This is a genomic window from Paenibacillus campi (assembly GCF_034659835.1).
GTDB lineage: Bacteria > Bacillota > Bacilli > Paenibacillales > Paenibacillaceae > Saccharibacillus > Saccharibacillus campi.
In genome coordinates this window covers 501588-517129 of sequence record NZ_JAXSQZ010000002.1, presented here as the reverse complement: position 1 = coordinate 517129, position 15542 = coordinate 501588, and the positions used below count along the sequence as shown (strand labels likewise).

At 42.2% G+C, this 15542-nt stretch carries 14 protein-coding genes; 5 read left to right on the top strand and 9 right to left on the bottom strand.

What is annotated here, in order from left to right; translation table 11 throughout:
* Positions 1-156 precede the first annotated feature (156 nt).
* From U1I11_RS07400 to U1I11_RS07385, 4 genes are all read right to left on the bottom strand, one after another.
* Positions 157-966, bottom strand: a complete 810-nt coding sequence (locus U1I11_RS07400; RefSeq protein WP_322905232.1) for a DUF2262 domain-containing protein — start codon at positions 964-966, stop codon at positions 157-159.
* Complete coding sequence (locus U1I11_RS07395; RefSeq protein WP_322905230.1) at positions 959-1555, bottom strand: shikimate kinase; 597 nt, start codon at positions 1553-1555, stop codon at positions 959-961. The genes U1I11_RS07400 and U1I11_RS07395 overlap by 8 nt, the downstream gene beginning before the upstream one ends.
* 253 nt (positions 1556-1808) lie before the next feature.
* Entirely contained in the window at positions 1809-3218 is a 1410-nt protein-coding gene (gndA, locus tag U1I11_RS07390; protein WP_322905228.1) for an NADP-dependent phosphogluconate dehydrogenase, read from the bottom strand.
* Positions 3219-3416: 198 nt separating this feature from the next.
* Positions 3417-4013, bottom strand: a complete 597-nt coding sequence (locus U1I11_RS07385; RefSeq protein ID WP_322905226.1) for a hypothetical protein — start codon at positions 4011-4013, stop codon at positions 3417-3419.
* A 314-nt stretch (positions 4014-4327) separates the two neighbouring features.
* Between U1I11_RS07385 and U1I11_RS07380 the strand changes: the two genes are divergently transcribed.
* Positions 4328-4972 (top strand): YktB family protein, encoded by a 645-nt coding sequence (locus U1I11_RS07380; protein ID WP_322905224.1) that lies wholly within the window; start codon positions 4328-4330, stop codon positions 4970-4972.
* Between the two features lie 380 nt (positions 4973-5352).
* Here U1I11_RS07380 and U1I11_RS07375 read toward each other — a convergent pair whose 3' ends face one another.
* Positions 5353-6663: an MFS transporter gene (locus U1I11_RS07375; RefSeq protein ID WP_322905222.1), complete on the bottom strand. Its 1311-nt coding sequence runs from the start codon at positions 6661-6663 to the stop codon at positions 5353-5355.
* 274 nt (positions 6664-6937) lie between these two features.
* On the opposite strand from U1I11_RS07375, the gene U1I11_RS07370 reads away from it, so the two are divergent.
* A complete protein-coding gene (locus U1I11_RS07370) occupies positions 6938-8416 on the top strand; it encodes an aminotransferase class I/II-fold pyridoxal phosphate-dependent enzyme (protein WP_322905220.1) in 1479 nt (492 codons plus the stop codon).
* 177 nt (positions 8417-8593) lie between these two features.
* On the opposite strand, the gene U1I11_RS07365 is transcribed toward U1I11_RS07370, so the two are convergent.
* The 4 genes from U1I11_RS07365 to U1I11_RS07350 form a co-directional block, all read right to left on the bottom strand.
* A complete protein-coding gene (locus tag U1I11_RS07365) occupies positions 8594-9424 on the bottom strand; it encodes an RloB domain-containing protein (RefSeq protein ID WP_322905219.1) in 831 nt (276 codons plus the stop codon).
* Between the two features lie 53 nt (positions 9425-9477).
* Positions 9478-10773, bottom strand: a complete 1296-nt coding sequence (locus U1I11_RS07360) for an AAA family ATPase (RefSeq protein ID WP_322905217.1) — start codon at positions 10771-10773, stop codon at positions 9478-9480.
* Between the two features lie 167 nt (positions 10774-10940).
* The gene (locus U1I11_RS07355; protein ID WP_322905215.1) at positions 10941-11249 is read right to left on the bottom strand and encodes a DUF1292 domain-containing protein; all 309 of its coding nucleotides are present in this window, start codon (positions 11247-11249) and stop codon (positions 10941-10943) included.
* A 234-nt stretch (positions 11250-11483) separates the two neighbouring features.
* Positions 11484-12035, bottom strand: a complete 552-nt coding sequence (locus tag U1I11_RS07350) for a copper amine oxidase (RefSeq protein ID WP_322905748.1) — start codon at positions 12033-12035, stop codon at positions 11484-11486.
* A gap of 333 nt (positions 12036-12368) precedes the next feature.
* Between U1I11_RS07350 and U1I11_RS07345 the strand changes: the two genes are divergently transcribed.
* The 3 genes from U1I11_RS07345 to U1I11_RS07335 all read left to right on the top strand — a co-directional run bounded on the left by U1I11_RS07345 (position 12369) and on the right by U1I11_RS07335 (position 15479).
* Positions 12369-13418, top strand: a complete 1050-nt coding sequence (locus tag U1I11_RS07345; RefSeq protein WP_322905213.1) for a hypothetical protein — start codon at positions 12369-12371, stop codon at positions 13416-13418.
* Between the two features lie 151 nt (positions 13419-13569).
* Positions 13570-14394, top strand: a complete 825-nt coding sequence (locus U1I11_RS07340; RefSeq protein WP_322905211.1) for a copper amine oxidase N-terminal domain-containing protein — start codon at positions 13570-13572, stop codon at positions 14392-14394.
* A 344-nt stretch (positions 14395-14738) separates the two neighbouring features.
* On the top strand, positions 14739-15479 hold the full coding sequence (locus tag U1I11_RS07335) for an MBL fold metallo-hydrolase (RefSeq protein WP_322905747.1): 741 nt from the start codon (positions 14739-14741) through the stop codon (positions 15477-15479).
* The last annotated feature ends 63 nt before the right edge of the window (positions 15480-15542 follow it).

Below are 15542 nucleotides of genomic sequence, written 5' to 3'. Positions count from 1 at the left end.
TAACCTGCTCTAAAAGCTGAACTTCGTCCCTATGAGCAGCACATATTAGCTATTTGTTGTGTAATCTGCTTGAATCCAGCTCGTGCACAATAAAAGCAGCCGCTAAGATGAGGAGATCACTGGACTGGTACTGTAAAAAGTATCCTAATCGGTGTATCACCCCATTATGCTTACATCGTACGGCCCATCCTCCACCGTATTGTTTACACACACGGCATGACCCCAGAACAGATCACCATCATCGAACCAGAATGTAAACTCCTGTTCCGAGAAACTAATCTGCTGAAGCGATAATTGCTTGGAAACATTCGCTTTACTCCATTCCTGCTCGTCTTCCTCCAGCCAGCTATCGTTTTTAAGCTCTGTCAGTTCTTCAGCAGCGAAAGTACGAATACGTTTATCCCACTTGACGGCATCATCAAGCAGGCGAATCAGGTGATCGAATTGAGTTTGCATATTTTCATCGTAGTCTATGCTTACCCCGACCGTTTCACCTAACCACTCGATTTGTCCGCGTAATGTATTGAACCTGCGGTCTAGCATGAACGTACCGAGACGTTCATGCTTAATGTTCACCTCACGCGTTTGCTCTTCTCGTATTTTGGCAAGCTTAGGCTCCTGCGCGGCATCGTGTTGCTGTTTGAGCTTCAACAATAAAAAGCGATTGTCTGCATGACGGACAGTCATTTGCCAGATTTGATCCGCTTGTAGCGGATTAAACAATAACTCTAGCTGTGTTCGCTCGCCTTTGTTTGTTAAAAAAAATTCGCCCTGCTGAACTTCTTCATGATCGTGCAAACGCCAGGCTGTAATAGAAATTCTAGCATTCCATGCCTGTTTGCCACCGGTTGTACCAAGACTAGCGCTATTAGCCCCGGTTAATGCAATAATATCCAGCTCAGGCCCGGTAAAAGCTTGCTGGAATTGCTGGACTTGTTCTGTAATCGATAATTCGGCATCACTCATATCGCTCACCTCTTTTTACTTTCTCACCCGAAAGCCAAGAAGCTTGAACGCGGTAACGTAATAAAACATGCGTGACGACTTCATCCGGAGTCAACAACGATGTATCCACCGTAACATGAGCGAAATGATACGCCTCTTTACGTTCTTCCATAATCGTCTGTACCCGTTCCCTTGTATCACCTGCGAGCAATGGACGATTCGTATCGCCTGCTACACGACCTACAATATGATCCACATCCGCTGTCAGTGCCACGACTAAGCCTTTAGCGAGCATCACTGCACGATTCAACTCCCGCAGTACACAGCCGCCGCCAGTGGAAATCACCTGACCGGTCGATTGCAGCATTTCTTCCAATACCTGACTTTCGAGATCGCGGAAATAGGCTTCACCTTTAGTACGGAAAATATCCTGTACCGACATTCCTTCTCTCTCGGCAATGATCGTATCCATATCCACGAGCGGATACGATAGCTGCTGTGCCAGCAGCGTGCCGACCGTCGTTTTGCCGGTTCCCATCATACCAACGAGAATAATATTGGAATGCTGAATTTCGCTTTCCTGATGCAATATGCACACCTCTTTCAGCATCTGTTTTATTCCACACATCATAACATATGGGGGGAAGTTTGGACAATCCTCTGTGGGCGGATGTGAACTCATTGCTAGATGGGAGCAAAAAGTGATAAGTTCATTGTCATTAAATAACTGTATGTAAAATAAAGGAGCGGAAATGATCCGCTCCCTTCATTTAAAACTACGAATAAAACTACCGATGAAGCTTGTGACATGTTAGATGATGAAATAACTTTGTCCGCTCAGCTCCTCGTGCACATCAATACAATTACTTCATCCACTCGTAGTGGAATGTACCTTCTTTGTCCACACGTTTGAAGGTGTGAGCGCCGAAGTAGTCGCGCTGTGCTTGCAGCAGGTTAGCTGGCAGGCGTTCCGTACGGTAGCTATCGAAGTAAGCCAATGCGCTGGAGAAGCCAGGCACCGGGATACCGTATTTTACCGCTGTGGCAACGACTTCACGCCATGCGTCTTGGTAATTTTCGACGATGTTTTTGAAATAGTCGTCAAGCAGCAAGTTTTTCAGACCGCCATCTTTGTCGTATGCGTCTTTGATGTTTTGCAAGAAGCGGGAACGGATAATGCAGCCGCCACGGAAGATCATAGCGATGTTGCCGTATTTCAAATCCCAGCCGTGCTCATCGGAAGCAGCGCGCATTTGGGCGAAACCTTGTGCGTAGGAGACGATTTTGGAAGCGTACAACGCTTTGCGAATCGCTTCGATAAATTCGGCTCTGTCGCCGGAGAACGGTTCGGTTTTAGGACCGCTCAAAATTTTGCTTGCTGCTACGCGTTCTTCTTTGATTGCGGACAGGAAGCGTGCGAATACGGATTCGGTAATCATCGACAATGGTACGCCCAGATCAAGTGCGCTCTGGCTTGTCCATTTGCCTGTACCTTTTTGACCGGCTGCATCGAGGATCACATCCACCATTGGCTTGCCTGTTTCTTCATCATATTTAGTAAAGATATCGGTTGTAATTTCGATCAGGTAGCTGTCCAGCTCGCCTTTGTTCCACTCATCGAAAATGGAATGCAGTTCTTTAGTGTCTGCACCTAGTACGGATGTGAGCAGATTGTACGCTTCACCGATCAGCTGCATGTCGCCATACTCGATACCGTTATGAACCATTTTGACATAGTGGCCTGCACCGTCCGGTCCGATATATGTACAGCACGGATCGCCGTTTACATGGGCAGAAATGGAAGTCAGGATCGGCTCAACTAACTCGTACGCACTTTCCTGTCCGCCCGGCATAATCGCTGGGCCTTTCAATGCGCCTTCTTCGCCGCCGGATACGCCAGCTCCGATAAAACGGAAACCTTTTTCTTCAAGTTCTTTGTTGCGACGCTGTGTATCAGGGAAATGGGCGTTACCGCCATCAATAATAATATCGCCTTCATCCAGATGCGGAACCAGTTGCTCAATGGTAGCGTCGGTTGCCGGGCCTGCTTGAACCATGATCAGAATTTTGCGCGGAACTTCCAGCGATTGTACGAATTCTTCAATCGAAAAAAATCCTTCCAGATTTTTGCCTTTTGCTTCTTCGAGCAGATCATGTGTCTTTTGCGGGGAGCGGTTAAATACAGATACGCTAAACCCTTTGCTTTCGATGTTAAGAGCCAGGTTCTTACCCATAACGGCAAGACCAACTACACCAATTTGTTGTTTGGACATTCCGGTTCTCCATCCTTTACATCAGTATTTGTATGTGCTCATTTGAATCTTTCATGTGACTACATTCAACATTCTACATGTTTTATGCATATAAAGAAAGTCCAAAGGCGTGATCCCATGAAAATTCATAAAAACGTTGAATTTTTGTGTAAAATTCTAACTATTTTTATGAATCGCATGTATATCACGCCCAATATTTCACTTTTCCAACCGAATAAGTTCAAAACGCAGATTTTCCAACATTTTTTTACACACTTCCACCTGTTGTTGGTCGCCTGCTTTTAACGCTTCATTGAGACGATCAAGCAGTTCATCAATTTGGGTTTCAGTGGAAGCGATGCGCTGTTCTCCCTCCATCGATAGATACAAATTTTGCAGTGATTCGCGGTTAGGGGTAGTTTCTTTCTGATACAGGATGCGCTGTTCCAACCCGGAAATTTCCACCATCCGAATGACTTCGCCAAACAAAATATTTTCCACCAAAATCTGCTGGTCACGGAAACGCTTTACGATCGCATGACCTTTCGTATCACCGATCAGCTTTTCCATCCACTCGGCAAGCCGTGCGTCATGAATACGATAATCACCGATCAGTTTATAGCCTTCCTGACTTTGCTGAAAACGCAGCTTAGTCATATGGTTGTCCGTACGGATCGACACGATAAAACAATCATCTGTCTCACGCCAGTACAGAGAATACCCTTCTTTGATCAAATCACGGATCAGGTTCTGGATATCGCGACGGGCAAAGCGAAGCTCCACGTTGCAATATTCCACTTCATAGCTTTTGTTCATAGTAATCCCTCCTTTGTGCCTTATCATTTATACTCATGCGTGTATTGTTATCATTATGCGTTATGTTGTGATTAGTAATGTGATGGTAATGTTTCATTGCTGCTGTCATAACCTGATCCGGTGGATCGAGATGTTGCGATAGACCGGAGTAGCTTGATTATTTTTACCCGTTTGCCTGTTCGTCTAAGCAGCAAAGCGCCTTGGCACACGTAATCTTCATGAAAACATCGCGAACAAATATGCTATTATAACTGTGACTTATCCAAGTAAGAAACAATGATAACGATGGATCGAAAGAGAGGTTTAATCTAACGATGAATTCGACGACAACAACGACATTTTCCGGCTTTACCGCCGCAGACTTTGATGTATTTGCCATTGATGGACTGGAGCCGCGTATGGAGGCACTAATCGCCCGTGTGCGCCCAAAGCTGACTGCACTAGGTGAGCTCATTCAGCCGCATTTGGCAACGCTGTGCGGTGAAGAAATGTACGTGCATGTTGCTAAGCATGCACGCCGCACGGTTAATCCGCCCAAAGATACTTGGGTCGCATGGGCATCCAGCAAGCGCGGTTACAAGGCGCTGCCACATTTTGAAGTTGGCATGTTTGGCACTCACGTGTTTGTCGTATTTGCCATCATTTACGAAAGTCCCCGCAAAGTTGATTTCGGACGTGCAATGGCAGCTCAGCTTGACCAAGTGAAAGCGATCGTACCTGACCATTATTACTGGTCACTAGACCATATGTCTCCACAGTGCACGCCACAAGCTGATTGGTCGGATGAGCATTTGCTGGACATGGCAAACCGTCTGCAAACGGTCAAAAAATCCGAAATCATCTGCGGTTTGCGCATCGATAAACATGATCCGCTACTAGGTGACGGTGACGCTTTCGTACGTCAGGTGGAACATACATTTCAGCAACTGCTTCCATTATATCAGATGGCATCCGTCTGAAGCTTCGGAAACAAGTCTCAATTTATAGGCGATCTCGCTATATTGGGCAGTGAATGCTGATTGGCATTTGCAAATGACGTTCGCGTTAAAATGATTATAGTAGCGACTATCGGTTTATTACGTTTGCGATATGCAGACAATAGCGGAGCAAAAGCAGCCCCACCTATGTAGCTTCCGCCATCCGCTGCTTGTATGATTAGGTTTTCATAGTTATAAGGCTTCTTCTTTATAAGACTTCTTCCATATCATTATTGTACAAAAAGCCGTACGTTTCTGCCATGAATAGCATGGTGTGAAAACGTACGGCTTTGCTTTGGGAGCAACTTCGCGAATAGTTGCACATTCTGCTGATTGTGTATTCCTTTTGCTGCTGCTCTCTTTTAACGAATGTCCGGGCGTTGCCGTACCATTAACCAGTGAATAATAAACAACAGCAACATCGCCGCTGCACTCACATAAAACGGTGCCTGTGGGCTAATTTCGTCCCAGATTTTACCGGATACGATCGGCCCCAATACTAAGCCAGAACCTTGTAACGTTAGGAACAATCCCCATACCGCCCCTTTTTCTTTGGCAGGTACCAGATTAGCCAGCAGCGCGTTCCATGCTGGCAAAATCATTGCATAGCTAAAACCGGCACATAATACAAACACCCATATCCATAGTAACATATGTGTTGAAGCCAGTCCTAACAATGCCGTTGACGCTAGCAAAAAGCCAGCGCGCAAAAACATTTTGCTGCCGAGCCGATCAATTAGACGTCCAGCCGGAATAAGTCCGAGCACGGTCACCGCACCGCCACCGATCAGCAATGCATTAAAATAAGCAGGCGTCAGCCCCAGTTCACTTACTACATACAATGTAACAATCGGCGTTAATACACCTAATGCAAAAGATTGCATAAATAACGCCGGATACAGCAACGGATGAATATGAAGCGAGCGCAAAAGCTGCCCATAATAATGCAGCCGCCCTTCGCCAGGCTGGCGTATATAAGCGGCAGAAGCTGCTTCATGACCGCTTTCCACAGCTGCTGTAGTTTGTGTAACAGCTTGATCGCCTGTACCTACTGTATCCGTAAGCGGTCTGCGCCGAGCCGTACGTCCAGGCAAAAACAATGCCACTACAACGACTACGATCATACAGAGCAATAACATGCCAAATGAAAAAGCATACGAATCCCCGCTCAGCCAGTTCATGACGACCGGTCCCAAACCCGCTCCACCGAGCGAAGCGATTTCGATAATGCCCATATGAGTACCATAATTGCCGGTCTCGCTGGAAATATCGGTAATTTTGGACATCACACACGGCCAGAGCGGTGCACTACCGACGCCCATAGCTGCACATGCCACGATCAACCAGCCCGGATGTTGAACGGTAGACATAACGACGACCGCCGCCAAAATAAGCAGCATACCGAGCGTCATCGTCAGCCGGAACCCGAGCCGCTCCGCCATCCAACCTGCCGGGCTACGCAGCGCATTATCACCGACATATTGGGAAGCAAACGCAATCCCGATCGCAAACGCTGGTAACCCGAGTCGATGTCCCATATACAGAGGCAGCAGCGTAACGAGCAAGCCCCCTTTTACAAATTCCACGAAAAAAATAAGCAACCATAAGTACACAAACAGCAATCGGTTGTTTTTTCCAGTCTTAGATGCAGCCTGATAAGTGAATGAAGACATGGGTACTCCCTTCAACGTTACGAATTTCGTCGTTTACCTATTTTATTGTAGCACAGCTAAGCACGTATTCAGCAAATTTCATACTGCTGCTTGCACATTGCCAGCTAAACAACTTTTACCCATAACATAGCGGTATGATGCCGTTTTTGGCGCTTGTCCAAAATCTGACACAAGATAACTATTGCATTCGTCACTCTTTTTGCTATACTCATTTTTGTTTGGTTTTTAAATACAGCACACTTACTCCAATTCCGAAAGGTTGTGACAGCTTAAAATGGATCATACGCAAACCCCGCTTTTCACTGCGCTTAAGCAGCATGCGGCCAGCAATCCCGTTCAATTTCACATTCCGGGACATAAAAAAGGACTCGGCAGTGATCAGGAGTTTAGAGAGTTTATTGGTGACAATGCTCTTTCCATAGATCTGATCAACATTGCGCCACTTGACGATCTTCACCAGCCAATGGGGGTTATAGAAAGGGCGCAGAAGCTCGCAGCCGACGCTTTCGGCTCCGACTATACGTACTTCTCTGTACAGGGCACTAGCAGTGCGATCATGACGATGATCATGGCTACTTGCTCGCCGGGCGATAAAATTATCGTACCGCGTAATGTGCATAAATCGATCATGGGAGCCATTATTTTTGCGGGTGCCAAGCCTATCTTCGTCTCGCCTGTGCGCGACGAAAACCTCGGCATTGATCACGGCATTACGACAGCGTCTGTACGCCGTGCGCTCGATCGCCATCCTGACGCCAAAGGCGTATTGGTTATCAATCCAACCTATTTCGGTGTCTGCGCCGATCTAAAGGAAATTGTGGAACTGGCTCATAGCCGTGGGGTACCTGTGCTTGTTGATGAAGCACACGGCGTTCTGATTCATTTTCATGAAAAGCTGCCAATGTCTGCGATGGCTGCCGGAGCCGATATGGCTGCGACTAGCGTACACAAGCTGGGCGGCTCGATGACACAAAGTTCGGTGCTGAATGTTAATGTGAAAAACGGACATGTGAACCCGCAGCGGGTTCAAACGATCATCAGCATGCTGACAACGACATCAACTTCTTATATTTTGCTCGCCTCCCTCGACACATCGCGCCGCAATCTGGCGTTGAACGGTCATGACATTGCCGAGCGAGCGATTGCACTGGCACAGGATACACGCCGCCGCATTAATGAAATCGAAGGCTTGTACTGCTTTGGCGAAGAACTGTTGGGCGGAGAAGCGACATTTAACTATGACCCGACCAAGCTGACGATTCATATTCGCCATCTAGGCATTACGGGCTATGATGCGGAAAACTGGCTGCGTGAGCATTACAATCTCGAAATCGAGATGAGTGATATGTATAACATACTCTGTCTCGTTACACCAGGTGATACGGAAGATAGCGTCAACACACTCGTTGCCGCATTAACACAAATGTCTGCCGAATTCCACGGCTCCGATCGTGAGATTCATGAACTGGTCGTAAAAATCCCGGAAATTCCACAGCTGGCGCTGATCCCGCGCGATGCATTTTACGGCGATACCGAAACGGTACCACTCGCTGAAGCCGCTGAGCGGATCATTGCCGAGTTCATTTATGTATACCCGCCAGGCATCCCGATTTTGCTGCCAGGTGAAGTGATTTCGCAAGAAAATATCGATTACATTACCGATCACGTTAAAGTCGGTTTACCGGTCAAAGGGCCGGAAGATCGCACCGTCCGCAATGTGAAAGTCATTGTAGAGGCTGATCCGATTTCCTGATTGGGTTCGGTCGAGCATATTAAAATGTAAATAGCGTCGAATGTTATACTAATAAATAAAAGATTACTCCAGCCTATCGCTTTAATTGCAATATAAATAGCCTTCATTCTAAAAAGAATGAAGGCTATTTGTGTATTACAAACTCTTACTTGCTTCAAAAGATAGCTGTGAATAATTTCAATCGAATAACTGATTTATGATTAGATGTAATGAGCTACCTAACTCATGCTTTAATAATCGATTATCTTGTTTATAATTTTTGATGTTTTCTTTGTAATCTGGATACTTATTAATAAAGAAATTAGCGTCATATTTATTTTTTTTATACGTTTGTTTATAATCTTTTAAATACTGATTCAAAGTATACTCTATATACTTTTTATTGCTAGTTTGCTTTGGATTAGTTCTTAAAATTTCATGATCTAAATGGTTACAGTCATTAATATGCAACAATAAATAGAACTCAAAATTCGGGTTGGTTACGCCCAGTAAAAAACCTGATCTTTCACATATATTGATCACTTCATCATATTGCTTCTCTTTGAAACTTCTATAATCTCGATCAACAATCAAGCAAATTTTATCAAACCCTTTCTCATAAGAACTGATTTCATTTAGCGCATAAATTTGTTCGATTACATTTTCATTAAATTGAGTTATAAGCGCTTCTGCGCGATCTCCTAAAATTAATTGTACTTGTTCGACTAACTGTTCTTCAGATATTTCATCTTCTTCATAACAATTCGTTAATCTGCGCAATTCCTCTATGATAGTAATTTCTAATTCAGCTTGAGTTGATAAATAACTTTCAATTTTAGCTGTCATTTTATATTGATTGGATTCAGAAGCAATTACTCTTTCTAAAATAACTATATCTACTAAAAGATTTTTCGGAATATACTGAGATATCGCTTTAATATAGATCGCTTCCGTTTTTTCTCCTTCCAATACAAAGAAAAACTTTTTCTTAGCTTCTTGCTTTACATGTATACGAGATTCAGATGGCATTGTCTTCGACAACCTAAACGACATATCACTAACCTCCATCTAAAAATATCAACTTAAAAAAATTTGAATTTAGGAACACTTCCGTATCTACCATCCAAATATGCTCTCAGTATGTCCCTATCAAATCTTTCTTTATATTTTTCTAAAGAATAAAGACGAGATTCATTATTGTCTTGCTTTTCAACAAACCAAATCTCATCCCTTCTAAGCATATCAAGGTCTAACAATCGATCCTCATGTGTTGTTACAATCAGTTGAGAGATAGTATTCTTATTCAAATACTTTTTAACAAAGTTGAATGTTAGATTTGGATGTAAACTTCGATCAATTTCGTCTACTACAAATACCTTCTCACTTTCGCTAGCCAAAATATCATAAATATCAACCAATCTTATAGTACCATCTGATTCTTCCCCCAATGTGTAAAAACCATCGTCGTCTGCATGTTTAAAAGTAAGCGTTTGTATTTGAATTTTATCGCCCAGCTTCTCAATTTGATGAATATTGTATGGCGTTCTTATGAATAAGTGTTTTCTTTTGCTATGCTTACTTTTCTCGTTTTTATCGCTAGTATATTCATTAAACCGATCCAAAATTCTTTTTACGATCATTTGAGGTAATTCTTTGTATAACTCCTTCTCATGTATTTTTTTAGTACATACTTCAGTAATTCCAGTTCCAAATTCCTCCAAAAAATGAGATAGCGCCAATGCTTTATCTTGATCCATAAATGTAATGCCGCTTTCAGCTAAAGACTCATTAGGAGCTATAACTTCTAACTTTTCTTCAAACCAATCATATATAGCGTTCAAAATCGATATTTTCCCTGTAACCTCAAAAGTTTTTTTGTTTTTATTTAATTCCGTAATTAATAATGTAGTAGGAAAATTTGACAAATCTGCCGCATAAACTTTTAATCTCATTTCGTCATCTTTTTCTAAGTTTAGCTCGGCATAATTAATTTTCAATTCATAGTGTTCACCATTCCATGCTCTAGTAAATAATTCTGTTTCTTGCTCATCTTCTAAAGAATATAGCCATTCTTTTTCGACTTTTTTCTCAAGTAAATGAATGGCAAATCCATATGCGTATACAATTCCATTAATCAAAATCTCATATTCAAATTGACTCGATTTTTCTTGATTTCCACAATCTATTTTGCAATATTTATCAAATGTTATACTTTTGTCCAAACTATCTACGATAATATTTCTTGAAAATTTAATTGCCTTTACTAGATTAGATTTACCAGCAGCATTGGCTCCATATAAAGCAGAAAACTTTAGTACAGAAACTGATTTAAAATCTACAACATGATTTTTATGTCTTCTCGTACTTCCTTTAACCATAGAGAACTGTTCCAACGTATGATAAGACAAAAAATTTTGCACCCGGAAATTAACTAGCATCGCGTTCCCTCCAGTGATATTTTCACTTTTATATAAATATGATATACATAAGCAAATAAAAAAACCACTTTACTTAAAAGTAAAGTGGTTTTTTCACATATCATGTATTAACCTTCTTCAGAATGAGCAACCAGTTCTTCATAAGCTTGCTCAACCGCTTTCCATTCGGCTTCATCTTCGATGTTAGCCAGTACCGTACCTTCTTCTCCGTCTTCCAGGCGCATAATATAACCATCTGCTTCCGGATTGCCGCGTTCCAGCAGCAGTGCATACAGCTTTTCGCCTACATCAAATGTTTCAACGAGTACCATTTCGACATCGTTGCCATCTTCGTCTGTCAGCGTCAGTGTAAGTTCCTCCACCTCATGATCATGATCGTGGTTGCAGTTTTCATCGTGTACGTGTTTGTCGCTCATCTTATAACCTACTTTCGATATAATTTGAATATGATATCTTTACACTTGCGTACAGCCGGCAGCTGTCCAGTAGTTCGATCGGGCGATCCGCAGCTATTGCTTCGTGCGCCCGGCTCCGCTTCAGTCCGGAGCATAGTGCTTGTCCGGAAGTTAAAAATAACACCTGTGTATCGTACCACTTTACCTACTATAGGTCAATTGAACAGCATACAGTATAACAGCGTATGTTCAGCTCTAATTGAGCGCTGTAATGACCTTTTGCGATACGAGCGTATACTCGCTCGCCCCCGCTTTTTTCATATAAAACCCGACCGTATATTGACCTGTCGTATCAAAGTTATACGTAAAGTCATACGTACGGAACCAAAAATTGTCCTTTTGCTGCGAAATGGTCTGACTCTGGATATCTTTTTGATCGCCGGAAGGATCAGTGATTGCAATCTTTACCGCCGAAATGTCTGTTTTCAAATTGTCCACTTGGGTGAACACATTAAATTTCACTTTGCCTTTATTCACATTTCCAAACGCGGTATCCCCTTTGAACAGGAAAATATGTACATTCGGCTTGTACAACTTTACGGTTTTGGCATCATTGTCATAATCAACTAGCCCGTCAATTTCACGCAATGGAACGTACGTTTTGCCGTCAATGATATAGGAACCACCTTCCACTTCATTGCCGTTAATCCAGACCCGTACTTGCTGGTAAGCAGCATCCGCAAACAACACCGAGCTGCCCATCAAAAAGAAGGCGAGCGTAAAGGACACTACTATTTTCCATTTCATCATACTGTTCCTCCTTCGACTATATACCAAGCATGCAAACATGCTGATCTTCTATACATGTATACTCCATCATAGCCGTTGTGTTGCGGTAAAAAAATTGTAATTTTTTAGGTGCTTGATTGTTTTGTTTTTATGTGTTGCATAAGGGATGCTCCCATTAGATTTGCATTGTACGTTTGAGAAATGAAACCAAAGTAATACTTTAGATAAACTATAAAATGTTATCCAAAATTAACAATTTACAACTTTACAAAAAAATTATATAGTTACCGCGTAAATACAATCATATTAAAGGTGCTTATATTTAAATATAAAATAGGAGCGTGATCTATTTTGTTTACTAAGGCGATGAGGATTTTATTAACAAGCTTTGTATTAACAGCATCAGTTTTAGGCATTCATAAGGTTCAAGCACAAGGCGATCAGCAACCAGACTTATACATAAGTAACGCTATACAAGGCTCGGAACGGCAAGTTATGGAAAATGTTATATCAACTCTCCCGGTGGAAGATAGAGAAAATGTAATTTACGTCAATAAAGAGGGGGATGTTTACGCAAATAAACCTGAATTAAAGGATGATATCGAACTATTAACAACAGTAAAAAATAACGTTTATCAAAACAGCGAAGGTGAGAAATTCGTATTTCCGCAGCTAGAGCCTAGACCCGTAGTAACAAAAGATACTTATTTTTCAATAAACAAAGTAAGTGCTCCCAGTACATGCCAAACTGACGGAACAGGACCCTATAGAAGGGTGTATAGCAATACAGGGTACTCATGGATTTCTATGAAAGTACATCTGCCGTCTGAGACAGAAATACAAGATTCAGGACCTAACAGTTCAACTGGGGATACAGGTTATATTTACACAGGTGGTTGGGGTGGAGATCAGTCACAAGCTGTTGATGCTGGAATGCAACATAATACTGCTAGTCGAAATTGGTCTGGCGCAATTAGGGTTTCTGGTCAATTACCACTTAATATGACAACTCGTTATCAACCAAACCAAGATATTCAAATGAAATTTTATGTAAATGCTAACAATCAAGTAACACTGGTAGTTACAGGAATATTAGTTGATGGTACTAAAAACTCGCAAACAGTAACTGCAGATGTCCAAGGCTTTACTACAAATGGATCAAGCAATATTTTAAAAAGAATTACAAGTATTGGTCAAAATAAAGGTAAGGAAAATTTATCTACAGGTAGTTATATGAATAATGTTCACTGGTATAACACTTATATTGGTAAAAGTTCAACTTCTAATACTGCATGGAATAGTTCAGCTCAAACAGGGGGAATGTGTTCTTATCCTAATAGTAGCAAGATAAAAGTATCTTATGTTAATCAAGGGGAAGAAACAGTAAATATCCATTTATAATCTATATCCTAACTAACGATGTACTGTTTCTTTTATTCTCAACATAGAGAAACAGTACATCGTTATATTGATATTCAAACTCTGAAACATAATTTACTTTCATACCGTCTACCTTGTAGAATTTAATTTATTCGTTTAGGAGAGGATATTGATGAAATATTTCAAACTGCTCTTGGTACTTTTTACAACTATAGCCATCAGCATGCCGCATTCGACTTATGCTCAATCCGCGTTACATGTATCTTCACCGCCCATTCTTAAAATCAACCAATACTATATTTTATTCACTTATCCCACTTCGCCTTATGTAGATCAAAATAATCGTTTACTCGTTCCTTTACGTTCACTAAGCGATTTGTTAGGCGCTAAAGTTGACTATGATGCAGCTACCAAACAAGCAACCATTCAATTGGATGGTCATCAATTAGTGCTAACCGCCAATTCTAAAACTGCCATTGTCGATCAACAGACCAAAACGATGGATACGGTTCCTGTACAACAATATAACGCTCTATTTGTGCCACTGAAAGTCATGATCGATTATTTGGCAGTGAACGGAGCTTATCATGCTGAAACGAAAACAATCGAATTAAATGATCCTAAATATATGAAAAACACACCGCAATTGACCGAAATTCCTCATGACCGAATAAATTTGAATGAAGATCAAAATGCTTTTGCCGTAACTTCGTATCAAATTAATTTGAACGCAACAGACAAAAAAGCTCGTTCCTGGACAGGTACTCTAACGTACACGTTTAAAAACATTACTGACCATACGATCGAGCAAGGAAAAGAAGACGTGCAGTCTTCTATGATGCTAGTCAATGGCGTTTCACAGAATGGAACAGTGTATAACTACATGCGCGAAAAACACAAAGCCGTAAAAGCAGGACAATCCATTACCAAAACACAAAAATTAATAGGTAATGCTGATCTGGCTTATATTATAATTAAACCTTACGCAGTCAAATAATGCGCTCCGCCCAATAAATACATTCACCCACCAAAGCTTTCGATCTGTCTGATGACCTTATCAACAGTAGAAAGCTTTTTTATTTTATAGTCGTTTTAGAGTGTGTACGTAAACTTATAGGCTGCGAGCAGCATTTCACTGCGGGAAGGAATAGGGGTACGGACGAATTCAGTGTTTACGTTCTTCAAACACGGGAGCAATGAAAAAAGGTGTTTGCGCAGCAAAATACCGTACACGCTCTAGCAAGTCATCATTACCTGAACATAAACACACCACTTACTTGATCGACCCTACCCATTTCGCTTATGGTGGAGTTACAACATATCCAACTTAGGAGGTTTATGATGTCCATTACATTGCAAATGTTAGGCACTGGCAATGCGTTTGCCAAAAAATATTACAACAACAACGCGCTCGTTGAAGCGGACGATTACACATTGATGATCGATTGCGGGATTACAGCGCCGATCGCACTGCATCAGCTAGGCAGAGAACTGGATACGATCGATGCCATTTTGATTTCACATATTCATGGCGATCATGTGGGCGGCTTGGAGGAGTTCGGGTTTCGCGGTTATTTTGTGCATCAGCGTAAGCCAGTGCTGTATATTGCTAGCACATTGCTCTCGCCGTTATGGGATCATACGCTCAGTGGCGGGATGACGCAGGAAGGCATTGCCTCGCTGGACGATATTTTCGATGTGCGACCGCTTGTAGCTGAACAATCGGTACAGCTAGCGCCAGGACTCAAAATCGAACTGTTGCAAACGCCGCATATCGAGGGTAAACATAGCTATTCGATCCTGCTCAATGACCGTATATTTTACAGTGCAGATATGAAGTTTCAGCCGCAACTATTGGAGCAGCTTGTGCGCGAACGTGGTGTGCATACGATTTTGCATGATTGCCAGCTTTATCCGCCAGGCATCGTACATACGACGCTAGATGAACTGCTCAGCTTGCCAGAAGATGTGCGTACGACAGTGAAGTTAATGCACTATAACGACACTAAAGACGATTTTGTCGGCAAAACGGCAGAGATGGAATTTATCGAGCAGCATAAACGGTACACATTGCCCGACTAAACGATAGCGGCGCACCGCAAGTAAGATTAGTACTATTTACTTTAGCAACAGGACGGTGACAGC